Annotated in this window: 19 protein-coding genes; 5 read left to right on the top strand and 14 right to left on the bottom strand. The window is 68.8% G+C overall.

Annotated features, from left to right (window positions below; translation table 11 throughout):
• Window positions 1-33: 33 nt before the first annotated feature.
• Both AB0M48_RS44565 and AB0M48_RS44560 read left to right on the top strand, forming a co-directional pair.
• Window positions 34-1,011 carry a LacI family DNA-binding transcriptional regulator gene (locus AB0M48_RS44565; RefSeq protein WP_363855119.1) on the top strand — a complete coding sequence of 326 codons (978 nt, stop codon included), beginning with the start codon at window positions 34-36 and terminating at the stop codon, window positions 1,009-1,011.
• Window positions 1,005-1,736, top strand: coding sequence for a TIM barrel protein (locus tag AB0M48_RS44560; protein ID WP_363855116.1), 732 nt, complete (start codon window positions 1,005-1,007; stop codon window positions 1,734-1,736). The genes AB0M48_RS44565 and AB0M48_RS44560 overlap by 7 nt, the downstream gene beginning before the upstream one ends.
• Here the strand turns inward: AB0M48_RS44560 and AB0M48_RS44555 are convergent.
• Genes AB0M48_RS44555 through pyrE form a run of 4 tightly spaced genes read right to left on the bottom strand, consistent with a single transcriptional unit; the run spans window position 1,726 to window position 4,468 of the window.
• Window positions 1,726-2,823 carry a glycoside hydrolase family 76 protein gene (locus AB0M48_RS44555; protein WP_363855113.1) on the bottom strand — a complete coding sequence of 366 codons (1,098 nt, stop codon included), beginning with the start codon at window positions 2,821-2,823 and terminating at the stop codon, window positions 1,726-1,728. The two genes, AB0M48_RS44560 and AB0M48_RS44555, sit on opposite strands and share 11 nt — an antisense overlap.
• 25 nt (window positions 2,824-2,848) lie before the next feature.
• The gene (locus AB0M48_RS44550) at window positions 2,849-3,526 is read right to left on the bottom strand and encodes a TrmH family RNA methyltransferase (protein WP_363855110.1); all 678 of its coding nucleotides are present in this window, start codon (window positions 3,524-3,526) and stop codon (window positions 2,849-2,851) included.
• The gene (locus tag AB0M48_RS44545) at window positions 3,486-3,854 is read right to left on the bottom strand and encodes a DUF2784 domain-containing protein (RefSeq protein WP_363855108.1); all 369 of its coding nucleotides are present in this window, start codon (window positions 3,852-3,854) and stop codon (window positions 3,486-3,488) included. The genes AB0M48_RS44550 and AB0M48_RS44545 overlap by 41 nt, the downstream gene beginning before the upstream one ends.
• Window positions 3,855-3,913: 59 nt before the next feature.
• Entirely contained in the window at window positions 3,914-4,468 is a 555-nt protein-coding gene (gene pyrE, locus AB0M48_RS44540; RefSeq protein ID WP_090066190.1) for an orotate phosphoribosyltransferase, read from the bottom strand.
• 65 nt (window positions 4,469-4,533) lie between these two features.
• On the opposite strand from pyrE, the gene AB0M48_RS44535 reads away from it, so the two are divergent.
• Window positions 4,534-5,085: a hypothetical protein gene (locus AB0M48_RS44535; RefSeq protein ID WP_363855105.1), complete on the top strand. Its 552-nt coding sequence runs from the start codon at window positions 4,534-4,536 to the stop codon at window positions 5,083-5,085.
• A gap of 76 nt (window positions 5,086-5,161) precedes the next feature.
• Here the strand turns inward: AB0M48_RS44535 and AB0M48_RS44530 are convergent, their stop codons facing one another.
• From AB0M48_RS44530 to AB0M48_RS44500, 7 genes are all read right to left on the bottom strand, one after another.
• Window positions 5,162-5,617 carry a hypothetical protein gene (locus tag AB0M48_RS44530; RefSeq protein WP_363855102.1) on the bottom strand — a complete coding sequence of 152 codons (456 nt, stop codon included), beginning with the start codon at window positions 5,615-5,617 and terminating at the stop codon, window positions 5,162-5,164.
• On the bottom strand, window positions 5,614-6,507 hold the full coding sequence (locus AB0M48_RS44525; protein ID WP_363855099.1) for a hypothetical protein: 894 nt from the start codon (window positions 6,505-6,507) through the stop codon (window positions 5,614-5,616). The genes AB0M48_RS44530 and AB0M48_RS44525 overlap by 4 nt, the downstream gene beginning before the upstream one ends.
• Window positions 6,504-6,818: a hypothetical protein gene (locus tag AB0M48_RS44520; RefSeq protein WP_363855096.1), complete on the bottom strand. Its 315-nt coding sequence runs from the start codon at window positions 6,816-6,818 to the stop codon at window positions 6,504-6,506. The genes AB0M48_RS44525 and AB0M48_RS44520 overlap by 4 nt, the downstream gene beginning before the upstream one ends.
• A gap of 37 nt (window positions 6,819-6,855) precedes the next feature.
• Window positions 6,856-7,629, bottom strand: coding sequence for an SDR family oxidoreductase (locus tag AB0M48_RS44515; RefSeq protein ID WP_363855093.1), 774 nt, complete (start codon window positions 7,627-7,629; stop codon window positions 6,856-6,858).
• Window positions 7,630-7,678: 49 nt separating this feature from the next.
• On the bottom strand, window positions 7,679-7,855 hold the full coding sequence (locus tag AB0M48_RS44510; protein ID WP_363855091.1) for an LPXTG cell wall anchor domain-containing protein: 177 nt from the start codon (window positions 7,853-7,855) through the stop codon (window positions 7,679-7,681).
• Between the two features lie 257 nt (window positions 7,856-8,112).
• A complete protein-coding gene (locus AB0M48_RS44505) occupies window positions 8,113-8,847 on the bottom strand; it encodes a hypothetical protein (protein ID WP_319983291.1) in 735 nt (244 codons plus the stop codon).
• A gap of 86 nt (window positions 8,848-8,933) precedes the next feature.
• Complete coding sequence (locus AB0M48_RS44500; RefSeq protein ID WP_363855088.1) at window positions 8,934-9,755, bottom strand: helix-turn-helix transcriptional regulator; 822 nt, start codon at window positions 9,753-9,755, stop codon at window positions 8,934-8,936.
• A 111-nt stretch (window positions 9,756-9,866) separates the two neighbouring features.
• On the opposite strand from AB0M48_RS44500, the gene AB0M48_RS44495 reads away from it, so the two are divergent.
• Window positions 9,867-10,898 (top strand): aldo/keto reductase, encoded by a 1,032-nt coding sequence (locus AB0M48_RS44495; protein ID WP_363855085.1) that lies wholly within the window; start codon window positions 9,867-9,869, stop codon window positions 10,896-10,898.
• Here AB0M48_RS44495 and AB0M48_RS44490 read toward each other — a convergent pair.
• The gene (locus AB0M48_RS44490) at window positions 10,869-11,270 is read right to left on the bottom strand and encodes a hypothetical protein (protein ID WP_363855183.1); all 402 of its coding nucleotides are present in this window, start codon (window positions 11,268-11,270) and stop codon (window positions 10,869-10,871) included. The two genes, AB0M48_RS44495 and AB0M48_RS44490, sit on opposite strands and share 30 nt — an antisense overlap.
• Complete coding sequence (gene clpB / locus AB0M48_RS44485) at window positions 11,270-13,852, bottom strand: ATP-dependent chaperone ClpB (RefSeq protein WP_363855082.1); 2,583 nt, start codon at window positions 13,850-13,852, stop codon at window positions 11,270-11,272. The genes AB0M48_RS44490 and clpB overlap by 1 nt, the downstream gene beginning before the upstream one ends.
• Window positions 13,853-13,977: 125 nt before the next feature.
• Between clpB and AB0M48_RS44480 the strand changes: the two genes are divergently transcribed.
• The gene (locus AB0M48_RS44480) at window positions 13,978-14,361 is read left to right on the top strand and encodes a VOC family protein (protein ID WP_363855079.1); all 384 of its coding nucleotides are present in this window, start codon (window positions 13,978-13,980) and stop codon (window positions 14,359-14,361) included.
• On the opposite strand, the gene AB0M48_RS44475 is transcribed toward AB0M48_RS44480, so the two are convergent.
• Window positions 14,259-15,926, bottom strand: a complete 1,668-nt coding sequence (locus tag AB0M48_RS44475) for an MDR family MFS transporter (RefSeq protein ID WP_363855076.1) — start codon at window positions 15,924-15,926, stop codon at window positions 14,259-14,261. The genes AB0M48_RS44480 and AB0M48_RS44475 overlap by 103 nt on opposite strands.
• Window positions 15,927-16,158: the final 232 nt, after the last annotated feature.

The following is a 16,158-nucleotide window of genomic DNA, read 5'->3' as shown; positions in this document are numbered from 1 at the left end:
TGGCCTTCCTCCAAACGGGTATGGTCCCAGGTCATGGTCACCATGCGGGATGTCGCGGCTCTCGCGGGGGTCTCCATCACCACGGTGTCACACGTGATCAACGAGACGAGGCCGGTCGCCGGGGACACGCGCGAGCGCGTCCAGAAGGCGATCGACGAGACCGGGTACACGGGCGACGCCATCGCGCGATCGCTGGTCATGGGCGGCACGAAGTCGCTGGGCCTGGCCGTGTCACTGGTCTCCCACCCGTACTTCGCCGAGCTGATCGCCGCCATCGAGTCCGAGGCGACTCGCAACGGCTATTCGCTCGTGCTGATCGACACGAGGGACACCCCCGAATCCGAGCAGACCGCGGTCAGGACACTGCGCTCGCGAAGAGTCGACGGGCTGCTGCTCACACCGTCCGCCGGCGCCGGGGGAAGCCTCGTGCTGCCGGAGCTCAAGAGGCTGAACATTCCCACGGTGCTGGTCGACCGGCTGACCGTGGCCAAGGACATCGACCAGGTCGGGCCGGAGAACGTGCAGGCCACGTCGGGTCTGGTGAAACACCTCGCGGAGCTCGGGCACCGCCGGATCGGCATCGTCTGCGGCCAGGCGGGCGTGGCGACGACCGAGGAACGCATCCTCGGCTACCGCCTCGGCCTCGGCCGCGCGGGCCTGAAGTGGGACGAGGCGCTGGTGTCGCAGAGCGGCTGGCTCGCGCCGCTGCTCGACCAGGACGACCCGGCCACGGCCGTCGTCGCGGCGGACCACCTCGTCACGGTCGGCATGCTGCACGAGGCACGGGCCCGCGGCCTGAAGCTCGGCACGGACCTGGCCGTCGTCGCCTACGACGAGGTCGAGTGGGCCACCTTGATAGAACCGCCGCTCACGACGCTGGCCCAGCCGGTCGAGGAGATCGGCCGGACCGCGGTGAAGCTGCTGCTCTCCCGCATCGCCGACCCGCAGAGGCCGCCGGAGACGATCCGGCTCGCGCCCTCGCTCCGGCACAGGCAGTCCTGCGGATGCTGATCCCGGGACTGGTCTCGGTGACGTTCCGGCAGCTCACGATCGAAGAGATCGGCGCGCTGGCGACGGAGTGCGGGCTGCAGGCCGTCGAGTGGGGCGGTGACGTGCACGTCCCGCCCGGCGACTTCGCGGCGGCGCGGCGGGCGCTGGACACCGGTCTGAAGGTGGCCGCGTACGGGTCGTACTACCGCGCGGGCGTCTCGGACCGGGCCGACCTGGCGCCGATCCTGGAGACCGCGGCCGAGCTGGACGCGCCGTTCGTGCGGGTCTGGGCGGGCACGTCCGGCTCGGAGGAGTGCCCGGACCGCGCACCGGTGGTCGAGGCGCTGCAACACGCCGTCGAACACGCCGAGGCGATGGGCACGAAGATCGCGCTGGAGTACCACGGGAACACGCTGACGGACACGCTGGACTCGACGGTGCAGCTGCTGGACGAGGTCGACGGCGTGATGTCGTACTGGCAGCCGCGCGGGGGTCAGGACTTGTTCTCGGCCGTGCACGAGGTGCGGACGCTGGAACCAGTGACGGCGCACGTCTTCTCGTGGGGGACCGGTGGCTTCAAGGAGCGGTTCCCGCTCGCCGAGCGCCGTGACCTCTGGAAGCCGGTGCTGACCGAGCTCGCGCGCGACGGCGTCGAGCGCAACGCGCTGCTGGAGTTCGTGCTGGACGACTCGCCGGAGCAGTTCCGCGAGGACGCGAAGACGTTGCTCGGCTGGCTCAAGCAGTAGCGACGTCCAGACCGTTCCGTTCGAGCAGGGCGGCCGCCTCCAGGCACATCCAGCCACCGAGCTGGACGGACAGGTCGCGGCCCTCGTCCTCGGTGGCCTGGACGGTCCACTCCGGACCGAACAGCGGTCCGCTCACCGCCATCGCGCGGTTGTTCCACGCCGCTTCCGCCGACTGCACCACGAGTTCCCTGGCCAGGTCCGCGGTCTCGTGCCGTTCGGGATCGAGGTCGGGGATGATCAGCGCGGCCTGGGCCAGGTAGCGGACGAGGATGCCCGCGAACAGGCCGCCGTCGCCACCGCCCTGGCCCCGGATCACGCCGTTCGTGGCGAGGTCGTCGTGCACGGCGGTGATCGTGCGGGCGGCCTTGTCGAGCCACTTGTCCTGCTGGCCGCGCTGGGCGAGCTCGACGCACGCGCCGATGAGAACTCCTTGGCAGTACGTGTAGATGTTCTTCTCGTACTCGCGGATCTCGCCGGTGGGGTGGACGTGCAGACCGTCCCACGCAAGACCGTTTCCGGGGTCGACGAGGTGCTCCTCGACCCAGTCCACGATGGACCGTGCGCGGGCGAGATCGGTGCGTTCGTCCTGGCGGGCCAGGAAGATCGCGGCCGGGCCGTTCGCGGGGACGTTCTTGAAGTCGTCGCCCCGCTTCCACCAGATGCCGCCACCGGCGTGGTCGGTCCAGCCGTCACGCAGCCGCACGGCGATCGCGTCGAGCGCTTTGGGCTTCGCGATGCCGACCTCGCGCTCGGCGCGTTGCAGGGCCAGGCCGAGCCACGCGATGTCGTCGTAGAAGTCGTTGGTCCAGCCCAGGATGTTGCGCACCCTGATGCCCCGCACGACCTTCGCGATGGCCGTCTTGCGCAGCTCGTTGGGCGAGCGCAGGTAGCCGTCGATCATGCAGTCCAGCAGGTGTGCCTGCCACCAGTAGTTGAAGCTGGTGTGGATCTTGTCCTTGAAGAGCGGGGGCCACGCCCGCGCTCCGAGAAGCGTGCCCGGCACACCCCAGACCCGCCGAAGGTGCCTGGAGTACACCGCGCGCTCCGCGACACCCGCGCGTGCCGCCAGCAGTTTCGCGATCACCACCTGGTCATCGTGCGCGCTTGATCGGTCAAGAAGCTCGGTGAGTCACCCAGTGGTACAGGCCCATGGCCACAGAAGTTGTGAGGTTGTAACTGCTGACCTTCTCGCGCATGGGCAGCCGGACGATCCTCGCGGCCTTCTCCCGGACCTCCGCCGAGAGCCCGTGGCGTTCCGAGCCGAACGCCAGCACGGCGTCGTCGGGGATCGGGCCCTTCAGCAGGTCGCCGTCGGCGTCGAACGCGATCAGCTCACCGGCGAAGTCGAGGCTCTCCGCCTTGGCGACCGGCAGCGCGAAGTGCAGTCCGGCGGATCCCCGCAGCACGTTGGGGTGCCACGGGTCGACGTCACCGGTCGAGATCACGCCGCCCGCGTCGAGGCCGGCGGCCACCCTGATGGCGGCGCCGAAGTTGCCCAGGTTGCGCGGGTTGTCGAGCAGGACGACCGGTGCAACGCGGTCGAACGGCAGGTCGGGCTTCTCCGCGAACCCCGCCACGCCCGTCGGGTGCGTGCGGCCGACCCTGAGCTTGAAGTGGTTCTGGTCGACCTCGGTGGCGGCCTCGAACCGCTCGCGCAGGTCAGGTGCGTGCGTCTCGGCGAGGCTGATCGCGGCGGCGAGGTCCGTCGTGATCAACGGGTGCACGTCGGCGCCGAAGCGCAACGCGTGCTTAACAGCGTGAAAGCCTTCGAGCAGCACGGTGACCAGCATAGAAGCCGATCCACGAGATGATCACGATCGACCCCAGGACCAGCTGGACCAGCATCGACGCGCTCTCCGGGTACCAGACGCCGTCGATGTAGTGGTCGATGAAACCCGTGCCCAGCGGCGGCATGCCCGCCTGCGCGCGGAAGTACTCCTCCGCGGTCGTCAGCGGGCACGTCACCGGCATCAGCAGGCTCAGGATCGCCCACGCGCCGATCGCCAGGTGCGGATAGATCACACCGCGCCACCGCCATGCGAGGAACCCGCCCACGAGCAGGAACGCCAGCACGGCGAAGTGCAGCAGCATGACCGCTTCGGCTAACAACCTGGCCATTCGCACCACCCCGTCCTCCAGACTAAGACGGGGTGGCTCGAAGCGCTCTCGATAAAACCTCAGGCGAGCCCGAGGTCGTTCAGGTCGAGCAGGTAGCGGTACTGCAGGCCCTCGGCCTCGATGGCCTCCTTGGCGCCCGTGCCGCGGTCGACGACCGTGGCGACACCGATCACGTCGGCCCCGTGCTCGCGCAGCGCGTTGACGGCCGTGAGCACCGAACCACCCGTGGTGGAGGTGTCCTCGACCGCGAGCACCCGCTGGCCGCGCACGTCGATGCCCTCGATTTGGCGCTGCATGCCGTGGGCCTTGTTCGCCTTGCGCACGACGAACGCGTCGAGCACGTCACCGTCCGCGCCGGCGGAGTGCATCATGGCGTAGGCGACGGGATCCGCGCCGAGGGTCAGACCGCCGACCGCGACGAAGTCCCAGTCCGACGTGAGCTGCCGCAGCAGCTTGCCGATCAACGGGGCCGCCGCGTGGTGCAGCGTCGCCCTCCTCAGGTCGACGTAGTAGTCGGCTTCCTTGCCGCTGGAGAGAGTCACCTTGCCGTGCACCACGGCCAATTCGCTCACGAGACGAGCGAGTTCTGACTTAGCGTTCGCGTCCAAGACCACTTCAGTTCGCACGGGTCGCAAGCTTCGCACACCCGCGCGCTCGACGCCTCGTACGCTGCATCACCGTGAGCACCCTCTACGTCGAACAGCCGTGGACCGCGATGAGCCTGTTGTTCCGGCCGCACTACCGGGTGGAGGTGTTCGACGAACGGGACGCGCCGGTCGCCGTCGTCCGTGAACGGACCGGGCCCGGCCTCCAGCGACCGTTGCGGCACACGGGGTTCTCCGGCTGGACGACGTTCGACCTCGACGTCGTCGCGCCGCACGGCCAGCCGATCATGCACATCGCCAAGGGGTTCGGCCGTCGCCCTGAGGTGCGCGTCAGCACCCCTCAGGGCCAGTTGATCGGGACGATCAAGACGCACGGCGCGTGGCAGCAGTCGCTGCACGACGCGCACGGTCAGCAGCTCTGCTTCTTCGGTGACGTCGCGCGGATCGAGACCGGCAGGCGCGCCAGGCGGGGCGGCAGGCGCGTCCGCCGGGACGTCGTGCAGATCAACCCGCAGGTGACCGAACCGGTGCGGTCGCTGGCGACCGCCTGCGCGGTCGCCTTCGACGTCGTCCGCGGTACCGGGACCAGCCACACGAGCAGTGGCGGGGTGGACTGGCCGGTCTAGGCCGCCGCTGTTCGTGCCGCACGCGGGGCGGGTGAGGTGGCGTGCCAGCGGTGGAACGGCTTCTGCGACGCCCTGGCTACCAGGCGTCCTTGCGGAAGTGGTTCGGGCCGTCGTCCTCGTCGTCGTCATCACGGCGCGGGCGTGGCGGCGGCTGGTGGGCGGCCGGGTTGCCCGAGGTGATGATGTCGTCGATGTCCTGGCCCTCCTCGATCGCGCGGTAGGCGCGCTGGAGGTCGGGAACGCCGACCGCGAGCGCCTTCTGCACGCCCTCGTCGTTCATCGCGCGGCCGGACGCGACGTCGGCCCACGTCATCTCGCCGGCGTCCACGCGCCGCTGGAGGTCCTTGAGCTCCTTCGGCGCGCCCGGCGACTTCGCGAACCGTTCGATCTCACGGAGGTCCTGCTCGGATAGTCCGCGCGACCTGCGCTGCACCTGCGACGCGGCGGTCGCGACCTTGCCCAGGTCATCGACCCGGGAGTCGACCTCGGAGAACAGGGCCTGCAGCCGCGCCTGGTCGTAGGGGAACGTCACTGCTGACCACCGCCGGTGGGTGCCGGGGCGGGTGCCGGAGCAGGTGCGGGCGCGCTGGCACCCCGGCCGGAGGCCGCGGAACCGGCCTTGCCGAGGCCGTAGGCACCGAGGCCGACACCGATCGCACCGGACTTCGCCGCGGCCACGCCGTTGTCGTACTTCTGCTTGCCGTCCTGCACACCGTCGACGACGTCCAGCGCGTCGTTCACGTCCCGGACGTCCTTGAGCTTCATCAGCGCCGTGCCCATGGCCACGATGCCGTCGACCATGCCCTGCACGCCCTCGATCAGCGTCATGATCGACTGGATGATCTTGCGGATCGCGTCGACGATCTGGATCGCGTCGTAGACCATCCACACCGCGCGGCCCCAGCCGACGACCGGGATCACCGCGGTCATCGCCGCTTCGAGCAGCATGGTGCAGAGCTTGTCGAGCAGGAACAGGGCGACCTTCGTGGCCGACCGGCACGCGGACGCCATGGACTGGAACTTGTTGCCGATGATCCGGGCGACCTGGGAGTCCGCCTCGATCGCGATGACCCACATGGTGTCCATGCGGCGCTCGAACGCCTGCGCGGCGCCACCGTTCCAGTGCGGGTTGAGCTGACCGACGCCGTCACCGACGTTGTGCCGGACGGCGTCCAGCGCCTTGGCGACCTGGTCCCACGCGTTGGCGTTGGCGTCGATCTTCTCGAAGTCGCCGACCAGCGGGCTGATCAGCGACTCGATCAGGTTCTCGCCGGTGACCTTCTCGTAGATCCAGTTGACGCCCTGCAGCTTCCACCCTGCGGCCTCGATCAGCTCCTTGGTGGTCTGCCGGCCAGGGCGGTTCTCCGCGGCCGCGTTCAGCGCGGCCGACGGGTCCTGGACGTCCGCGTACGCCGTGGTCACCGGCCACCTCCGCTCTGCTTGAGCAGCTGCACGCCGTGCAGGTCGACCTTCTCGTAGGAGTCGGCCGTCTTCCGCAGCGCGTCGGCGTCCTTGAGCATGGTCTTGTTCGCGAAGTCCAGCGTCTCGCCGTAGAGGCGCGCGACGCCGGTCACGACGGGGTGCAGCAAGGTCAGCAGGCCGGTGAACCCGCTGGTGTCGCCGCCCTTGGAGATGGCGTGGTCTTTGATGGTCAGGAAGTGCTGGGCGTTGCGGTCCAGCAGCTCGCTGTACCCGCGCAGCTCGTCCGGTTCGACCTTGAACTGTTCGCTCACGCCGGCTCCGACGCACCGTTAGGCCGAACGGTTCCACTCACGTGCGGCCGCGGCCACCCGCGAACCGCGACGCCATCCTGCGCACGAGCGGCCGCGGCAGCAGCCTCGTGATGGTCACGATCGCCTTGTACTGCAGACCCGGGATCGACAGCGGCTTGCCCCGGCGCAGGTCCCGCAACGCCTCGTGGACGAGCTTGTCGGCGTCGACGTAGAGCCAGTTCGGCGTCTTCGACATGTCGATCTTCGCGCGCTTGTGGAACTCGGTGCGCACGAAACCGGGGGCGAGCGCCATGATCCGCACGCCGGTGCCCTCAGCCGCGAGCGACATGCCCTCGGAGAACGTCGTCACCCACGCCTTGTCGGCGCTGTAGCTCGTACCGCGGCCGGGCAGGAAGCTGGCGACGCTGGACACGTTGATCACGTCGCCCTTGCCGCGCGCGATCATCGCGGGGATGGCGGCCCTGGACAGCCGCAGCACCGTGGTGACGTTGACGTCGAGCTGGGCCTGCAGCTCGTCGACGTCCGCGGCGAAGAACTCGCCGGTGTTCGCGAAGCCCGCGTTGTTGACCAGCAGGTCGACGGCCGACTCGGCCAGCCGCTGCTCGACCTTCAGGCGGTCGTCGTGGTCGCTGAGGTCGGCCGGCAGGACGTCCACGTTCACGCCGTGGCGATCATGCAGCTGCTTCGCGAGTTCTTCGAGTGCGGACGCGGTGCGCGCGACCAGCACGAGGTCGTATCCCTCGGCCGCGAGCCTGCGGGCGAAGGCGGCCCCGATCCCGACGGTCGATCCGGTCACCAGTGCGGTTGGCATGCCACCGAACGGTAGTCGGAAAGCCGCCGGGGCCGAAGGCCGCCGATGATCACACTTCGTGCTTCGCCGGACGACGGAGCACGAACAGGCGCAGGGCGAGGCCGGACACGACCAGCGCCACACCGCCGAACAGCAGCCAACCAACAGACGCACCCGTGTTGGCCAGCGTCACGACGGACGCCGTACCTGCCACGGCTGCGGGCGGGACAATCTTTCCTCCGTACATCGTGCTTCCCTCCGGGGGTTCGGGGACACGACGGACTTGCTGCTCGGAGTATCTGAATCGCGCGCCGATGTTTTACACGGAGCGAAGTGTGATGTAGCTCACACCATCATGGGCGCGGTCTGGAATAGCGCTGGTCGAGGCGCCACGACAGGCGGTACATAAAACTTGTTGATCACCCAACGTCACGTGGCCCAGGCGTGCGGGCCACGAAAAAGCCGCTGCCGAGTGTCCGGCAGCGGCTTCGGTGAAAGTTTTCGTCAGGGCTGCTTGCGGCCGAACGACGGGCGGTAGACCTCGCCACCCTCGTCCTCTTCGGCCACCGGCTCCTCGCGCTCGGACGGGTCCGGGTCGAACGGGTCGATGACGTCCGCGAGCTCACCGACGTCGCGCAGCAGCCGTTCGAGGCGTGCGGGCGACGAGTTCGGCGGCGCGGCGGCCAGCACCCAGTCGTTCTCCATCCAGACGACCGTGACGTCGCCCCCGATCTCCTCGGCGGCGTCGATCAGATCCGGTGTGATGATCTTGCGAGCCGCCGGCACGTCCGTGACGAACGCGTACCGCGACCCCACCGGCCCGAGCAGGTCGGGCATCGGCATCTTGTCGTTGTCGCGCTGGAACGGGACGGTCGACAGCCACAGTTCGATCACCACCGACAGCGCCCTGCGGCAGCGCACGCCGACCAGCACCGAGTTGACCTTGCCGCCTGTCTCGTGATCGAGCACGTAGACCTGCCTGCGGCCGTCCGCGGTGAAGGTGGAGCCCGCGACGACGTCACGGGCGAGGCCCGTGCCGTAGTACGCGATGGCCCCGGCTTCCCACCGGGTCGGCAGCACGTGGTCTGTCTCCTCGAACTGCCAGCCCCTCAGAGCAGCCCAACGGCGCCGTTCACGATTACGCGCGGTTCGTTGCGCCCGGTCGGTCGCGAGCAGGGCGAACCCCGCCACGCCCGCCACCGCGGCGACGGTGAACCAGACCCACGCCGGTATGCCCACAGCCAGAGCCTAGTGGGTCGGAGGCGAGGAACGAAGATCACTTCCGCGCGTCGTGACCTGCGTGTGCCTTTCCACCGGTCGAGGAGCTACCGCAACCCGTCCATCGCCACCTGGCTCGCGTCGTCCGCCGCGCGGTAGATCACCAGCAGTTGGTCCGGACTCTGCAGTGGTGTGAGCGTCTCGAACCGCAGGGCGATCTCACCGGCCCGTGGATGCCGCACGACCTTCTCCCCGCGGCCGTTGAGCCTGACGTCCTGCGAGTCCCACAGCCGGGCGAACTGCTCGTCGCCGGTGACGCACTCGGCGATGAGGCCGGCCAGCACCTCGTCCTCCGGATGCGCGGCCCACGCGGCGCGCAGGTGGGCGACGCCGTCCCGCACGACGCGGTCGCGGTCGACGTAGAGCTCACGGATCTCCGGGTGCAGCAGGCACAACCAGATCGCGTTTCGCCGGGACGGCGGCAGCGTGTCGAAGTCCAGGAGCACCTTCGTCATCTCGCTGTTCCACGCGAGGAGGTCGAAGCGGTGGTTCATCACCATGGCCGGCCTCGGCGACAGGTCGGCGACCAGCTGGACCAGTGACGGCGCCGCCTCGGTGGCGGCCCGGTCCTCGGCACGGGGCCGCTGCCGGGCGAGTCCGAAGAGGTAGGCGCGTTCGTCGCGGGTCAGGCGCAGCGCACCGGCCAGTGCCTCCACCACGTCCGCCGAGGGCCGCAGCCCGCGAGCCTGCTCCAACCGCACGACGTAGTCGACGCTGACCCCGGCCAGTTCGGCGACCTCCTCGCGGCGCAGCCCCGGAGTCCGCCGCCTGCGCGACGGCAGGCCGAAGTCCTGCGGATCCAGCCGTTCCCTCCTGCTCCTCAGGAACGCGGCCAACTCCTGCGTCACGTCCACGGCGCTGGTGAGCATGGTCCGTTCAACAGTCCGGGTAGGACTCGTGTTCCCAGGAAACCTCCTCCCTTACTCCCTGCTCCCGGTGAGCACAGGCTGGCGCCACACCACGATCACGGGAGAAACACCATGTCGCTCGACACCTACCGGCTGCTGGGCCGCTCCGGGCTGCGGATCTCACCGCTGGCCCTGGGCACGGCGACCTTCGGCAACGAGTGGGGCTGGGGCTCCGCACCGGACGACGCCCGCAGGTTGTTCGAGATCTACGTCGAGCGCGGCGGCAACTTCATCGACACCGCCGCCTCCTACGGCGGCTCCGAAGAGCTGCTGGGCGAGCTCGTCCACGACCGGCGCGAGAGCCTGGTGCTGGCGACGAAGTACTCGACCCTGCGCACGCCGGGCGACCCGAACTCCGGGGGCTCCCACCGCAAGAACCTGTTCGCGTCCGTCGAGAACAGCCTGCGCCGGCTGGGCACGGACCACGTGGACCTGCTGTACGTGCACGTCTGGGACGTGCTGACACCGTTCGAGGAAGTCCTGCGCGGCCTGGACGACCTGGTCCGGCAGGGCAAGGTCCTGTACGTGGGGATGTCCAACACCCCGGCCTGGGAGATCTCGCGCATGCAGGCGGTCGCCGACCTGCGCGGCTGGTCACCGCTGGTCGCACTGCAGATCGAGTACAGCCTCATCAACCGCGGCGCCGAACGCGACCTGATCCCGATGGCACGGAACCTGGGGCTGGGGATGTCCCCCTACTCGCCGCTGGGCGGCGGCGTGCTGTCCGGCAAGTACTCCGCCCCCGAGTCCGAGCCCGGCAGCAACCGCAGGAGCTTCAACGAGGGCCTGGGCATGGTCACCTCCCGCACGCTCGGCATCGCGGACGTCGTGCGGGAGGTGGCCTCCGAAGTGGATCGCACGCCGGCCCAGGTCGCGCTGGCCTGGAACCTGCGCAGGCCCGGCGTGACGGCACCCGTCGTCGGCGCCCGCACGCCGGAACAGCTGCTGGGCAACCTCGCCGCCCTGGAGGTCGAGCTGACCGACGAGCAGACAACGAGGCTCGACGACGTGAGTGCGATCGACCTGGGCTACCCGCACGACCTGCTCACGGGTGACCACATCCGCGCGGTGATGTCAGGTGGGTTGACGATCGAAAGCCGCTGACGGGTGCGGAACCACGACGACCTGGTCGGCGTCCTCGTACAGGATCCGGCCGGGGTCGTCGCTGGTCAGTCGCTCCCACGGCACCCCGTGCGCGTCGAGGAGGGCGAGGTAACCCGGCAGACGTGCCACCAGGTGTGTCGCCTCCGCCTTGAACCACGCGCGGGCGCCGGGGTTGACCTCCCGGTCGTAGACCGTCGGGTCGACCGTCGACGGATCGGTGTAGGCGGCGTTGTACCAGGTGTTGTTGACGCGCACGAACTCTTCCTGCTCCTCGGTGAGCTCTCCGCGCCGGCGCAGGCCGTTCACCAGTCCGAAGACCCCGGGGAAGTTCCCGTTGGCGTTGGCCTGCGCCGCCTGGTACCTCACGAACATCACGCGGTGCGGCCCACGATCAGGCCGCTGTTGTCGTCCAGCACGTCGACCCGCACCTTGTCGCCGTCCCGCACCTCGCCGGCCAGCAGTTCCTTCGCGAGCTGGTCACCGATCGCCGACTGCACCAGCCGCCGCAGCGGCCGGGCCCCGTAGATCGCGTCGAAGCCGTTCAGGGCCAGCCAGTCGCGCGCCGACGGCGTGACGTCCAGCGTCAGGCGGCGAGCCGCGAGCCGGTCCGCCAGGCGGGCGATCTGGATGTCGACGATGGAGGTCAGTTCCTCGGTGGCGAGCGCGTGGAACACCACGACGTCGTCCAGCCGGTTCAGGAACTCCGGCTTGAAGTGCCGTTGCACCACGGCCATGACGGCGTCCTTGCGTTCCAGCTCGGTCAGCGTCGGGTTCACGATGGTCTGCGAGCCCAGGTTCGAGGTGAGCACCAGGATCGTGTTGCGGAAGTCGACGGTGCGGCCCTGACCGTCGGTAAGGCGGCCGTCGTCCAGGACCTGCAGCAGCACGTCGAACACGTCCGGGTGCGCCTTCTCGACCTCGTCGAGCAGCACGACCGAGTACGGGCGGCGGCGGACCGACTCGGTGAGCTGGCCGCCCTGGTCGTAGCCGACGTAGCCGGGAGGCGCGCCGACCAGGCGGGCCACCGAGTGCTTCTCGGAGTACTCGCTCATGTCGATGCGGATCATCGCCCGCTCGTCGTCGAACAGGAACGCCGCCAGCGCCTTCGCGAGCTCGGTCTTGCCGACGCCGGTGGGGCCGAGGAACAGGAACGAGCCGGTCGGGCGGTCCGGGTCGGCGACTCCGGCGCGCGTCCTGCGCACCGCGTCCGACACGACCCGCACGGCCTCGGCCTGGCCGACGACCCGGCGGGCGAGTTCGTCCTCCATCCGCAGCAGCTTGGCGGTCTCGCCCTCCAGCAGACGGCCGGCCGGGATGCCGGTCCACGCGGACACCACGTCCGCGACGTCGTCGGGGCCGACCTCCTCCTTCAGCATCGCGGCGTCCTGTGTGGATTCCGCGGCGACGGAGAGTTCCTTCTCCAGCTGGGGGATGCGGCCGTAGCGGAGTTCGGCGGCACGACCGAGGTCGCCGTCGCGCTCGGCCCGTTCGGACTCGCCGCGCAACGACTCCAGCTGCTCCTTCAGGCCGCGCACGCGGTCGATGGAGCTCTTCTCGTTCTGCCACCTGGCCGTCAGCGCCGACAGTTCCTCGCGCTTCTCCGCGAGCTCGGCGCGCAGGGCGTGCAGCCGCTCGATCGACGCCGGGTCGGACTCCTTGGCCAGCGCCATCTCCTCGATCTCGAGGCGCCGCACGGCACGTTCGACGGTGTCGATCTCGACGGGCCGCGAGTCGATCTCCATGCGCAGCCGGGACGCGGCCTCGTCGACGAGGTCGATGGCCTTGTCCGGCAGGAAGCGCGCGGTGATGTAGCGATCGGACAGCGTCGAAGCGGCGACGAGGGCGGCGTCGGTGATGCGCACGCCGTGGTGCACCTCGTAGCGCTCCTTGAGCCCGCGCAGGATGCCGACCGTGTCCTCGACCGAGGGTTCGCCGACCAGCACCTGCTGGAAGCGGCGTTCCAGGGCGGCGTCCTTCTCGATGTGCTCGCGGTACTCGTCCAGGGTCGTGGCACCGACCATGCGCAGCTCACCGCGGGCGAGCATCGGCTTGATCATGTTGCCGGCGTCCATCGCCGACTCACCGGTCGCGCCGGCACCGACGATCGTGTGCAGCTCGTCGATGAACGTGATGACCTGCCCGGCCGAGTCGGTGATCTCCTTCAGCACGGCCTTGAGCCGCTCCTCGAACTCACCGCGGTACTTGGCGCCCGCGACCATCGAGCCGAGGTCCAGGGCGACGACCTTCTTGCCGCGCAACGACTCCGGCACGTCGCCGGCCACGACGCGCTGCGCCAGGCCCTCGACGATCGCCGTCTTGCCGACACCGGGCTCGCCGATCAGCACGGGGTTGTTCTTGGTGCGCCGCGACAGCACCTGCACGACCCGGCGGATCTCGGCGTCACGGCCGATCACGGGGTCGAGCTCACCCTTGCGCGCGCGTTCGGTCAGGTCGACGCCGTACTTCTCCAGCGCCTTGTAGGTGCCCTCGGGATCGGCCGACGTCACCCGCGCCGACCCGCGCACCTTCGCGAAGGCGTCGGTCAGCGCGTCGGGCGTCGCACCGTGCCGCCGCAGCAGGTCGGCCACCAGGCCACCGTGCTGCGCCAGCCCGACGAGCAGGTGCTCGGTGGACACGTACTCGTCACCCATCTCGGTGGCGAGCTCCTGAGCCCTGCCGATCACCCGCACGGCGTCGCGCGAGAACTGCGGGGCGGACACGGTCGAGCCGGAGGCGCTGGGCAACGAGCGGGAGAGCTGCTCCAGCTCCTTGCGCACCTGCGCCGGGTCGGCACCCACGGCCGACAGCAACGGCGCGGTCAACCCGTCCGTCTGCGCCAGCAGCGCACTGAGCAGGTGCACGGAACCCACGTCCGGGTTCCCGTTCAGCGTCGCGGCCTGCACCGCCGCGGAGACAGCCTGCTGCGTCTTGGTCGTCGGGTTGAAAGCGTCCATTCCTCCACCTCGTGGTCAGCCTCAAGCATGGACCATCATCCCGCACAACGTCAGAAAAGTTGAGCGTGTTCCGCTCAACCTTGAATTCGGTACAGATCACACGCCGACAGAGCGATGATCACCCCATGACGTCCATCATCCACAGCATCACGATCGATGCCCGCGACTCCTACGAGATCGCCTCGTGGTGGAGCAAGGTCCTGGACCTGCCGATCCACCCCGACGACAATCCCGGCAACCCCGAATGCATGATCGAACTGCCGAGCGGCATCCGCTACCTGTTCATCAACGTCCCGGAGAACAAGGAGCTCAAGAACCGCCTGCACCTCGACCTGCAGCCCGTCGCCCTCACCCGCGACGAGGAGGTGGAACGCCTCGTCGGCATCGGCGCGACGATCTTCGACGATCAGCGCAGGCCGGACGGCACCGGCTGGGTGACGATGCGCGACCCGGAGGGCAACGAGTTCTGCGTGGAACGCAGCGCAGCCGAACGCGCCGCAACCTCCTGATCGCGGTCACTCGAAAGCACCAACAGCTTGTCCACAGCGGGTGTCGAGTTGTCCACAACACGCTGGTCAGTATCCACAGGTGATCCGATTTCAGTGGCGACTGTCTGTGCACCAGAACCCGTTGGAGTGACAACTTCGTCGTCCACCGAGTCCCGCAGCGGCTGCTCCTTGATCAGCAGGACCGCGATGACCGTGAACACCGCGAGACCAGCGGCGATGAGGAACAACTCACCCATCGCGTCGCCGTAGGAGTCCCGCACCACGGGGGAGAGGGAGCCGGGGTCGAGCGTCTTGGTGCTCACGGAGGCGGCCAGCACAGCCCCGAGCACCGAGACGCCGGCCGTCCCGCCCAGCGACCGCAGGAACGTGGCCGTGGAACTGGCCGCTCCGAGATCGGCCATCCCGACCCCGTTCTGCACGGCCAGCACGAGGTTCTGCATGGTCAGCCCCACCCCGACACCGACGAGCGCCAGATAGGCCCCCATCAGCACCAGGTTGGTCCGGTGGTCGATCGTCCCGAGCAACGCCAGCCCGATGACCAGCGAGAACGACCCCCACACCAGGTAGCTCTTCCACTTCCCGCTCCGGGCGATCAACTGCCCGCTGACCGTGGACGAGATGCTCAGCCCGAGCACCAACGGCACCGTCAACAGCCCGGCCTTGGTGGGCGAGAACCCACGCGCGATCTGGAAGTACTGCCCCATGAACACCGAGGCACCGAACATCGCCGTCCCCACCGCGACACCACCGAGCATCGCCAGCACCACGGTCCGGTTCTTGAACAGGTGCAACGGAATGACCGGCGCCGAAGCCCGCCGCTCCACGAAGTAGGCCCCGACAATCGCCAGCACCGCCCCGCCGACGAACAGCGCACTCTCCCCGCTGATCCAGGCGAAGTCCTTCCCGGCGAACGACACCCACATCAACACCAGGCTCACCCCACCGGTGATCAGCGTGGCCCCCAGGTAGTCGATCTTCACCCGCTGCTTCTTGACCGGCAGGTGCAACGTCTTGTGCAACACGGCCAACGCCACCAGCGCCAACGGCACGCAGACGAAGAAACACCACCGCCACCCGGGCCAGTCGACGAGGAACCCGCCGACCAACGGCCCACCGACCGTCCCGGCGGAGATCACCATCCCGGTGTACCCGCTGTACCGCCCACGCTCGCGCGGACTGAGCAGCGCACCGACGACAACCTGCCCCAGCGCCTGCACCCCACCCATGCCGAGCCCCTGCACGACCCGGAACGAGATGAGCTGCTCCATGTTCTGACTGAACCCGGCCAGCACAGAGCCGACGACGAACAACACGATCGCCGCCTGCAACAACTTCTTCTTGTCAAAAAGATCAGCGAGCTTGCCCCACAACGGCGTACTGGCCGTGGACGCGAGCAACATCGCCGTGATGACCCACGTGTACTGGGTCTGCGTGCCCTTGAGCTCGGCGAGGATCGTCGGGAGAGCGTTCGAAACGATGGTGGAGCTGAGGATCGCGACCAGCAACGCCACCCAGATGCCGGACAGTGCTTCGAGGATCTCCCGATGCGACGAGGGCCGAGTCAAAACCGGCACACCTCCAGTAATTAGTTGATGTCATACAACTATATCTGGAGATAGTTAGCTAGGCCAACTAATACAGTGGCTGATGCATCACACCCAGGGTCACCGAACCCACTGGAGCCCAGGTCGCATACGCACGCACGCCTGATCGCACACGATGCCGAAGGCGAGCTGTCTTTCCACAAGGCAAGGGCGGTGGGGTCCCGTCGCCAACGCACCCTCTAAGCAAACGGCG

The organism is Lentzea sp. NPDC051208 (assembly GCF_040682435.1).
GTDB classification, from domain to species: domain Bacteria; phylum Actinomycetota; class Actinomycetes; order Mycobacteriales; family Pseudonocardiaceae; genus Lentzea; species Lentzea kristufekii.
Note: the sequence above shows the minus strand (reverse complement) of the source record. Positions and strands in the feature narration are given on the sequence as shown.

Coding starts and splice junctions, on each gene's coding strand:
- AB0M48_RS44565 (WP_363855119.1), top strand. CDS start 34: ATGGTCACCATGCGGGATGTCGCGGCTCTCGCGGGGGTCTCCATCACC.
- AB0M48_RS44560 (WP_363855116.1), top strand. CDS start 1,005: ATGCTGATCCCGGGACTGGTCTCGGTGACGTTCCGGCAGCTCACGATC.
- AB0M48_RS44550 (WP_363855110.1), bottom strand. CDS start 3,526: ATGCTGGTCACCGTGCTGCTCGAAGGCTTTCACGCTGTTAAGCACGCG.
- AB0M48_RS44545 (WP_363855108.1), bottom strand. CDS start 3,854: ATGGCCAGGTTGTTAGCCGAAGCGGTCATGCTGCTGCACTTCGCCGTG.
- AB0M48_RS44515 (WP_363855093.1), bottom strand. CDS start 7,629: ATGCCAACCGCACTGGTGACCGGATCGACCGTCGGGATCGGGGCCGCC.
- AB0M48_RS44510 (WP_363855091.1), bottom strand. CDS start 7,855: ATGTACGGAGGAAAGATTGTCCCGCCCGCAGCCGTGGCAGGTACGGCG.
- AB0M48_RS44500 (WP_363855088.1), bottom strand. CDS start 9,755: ATGCTCACCAGCGCCGTGGACGTGACGCAGGAGTTGGCCGCGTTCCTG.
- AB0M48_RS44495 (WP_363855085.1), top strand. CDS start 9,867: ATGTCGCTCGACACCTACCGGCTGCTGGGCCGCTCCGGGCTGCGGATC.
- AB0M48_RS44490 (WP_363855183.1), bottom strand. CDS start 11,270: ATGTTCGTGAGGTACCAGGCGGCGCAGGCCAACGCCAACGGGAACTTC.
- clpB (WP_363855082.1), bottom strand. CDS start 13,852: ATGGACGCTTTCAACCCGACGACCAAGACGCAGCAGGCTGTCTCCGCG.
- AB0M48_RS44480 (WP_363855079.1), top strand. CDS start 13,978: ATGACGTCCATCATCCACAGCATCACGATCGATGCCCGCGACTCCTAC.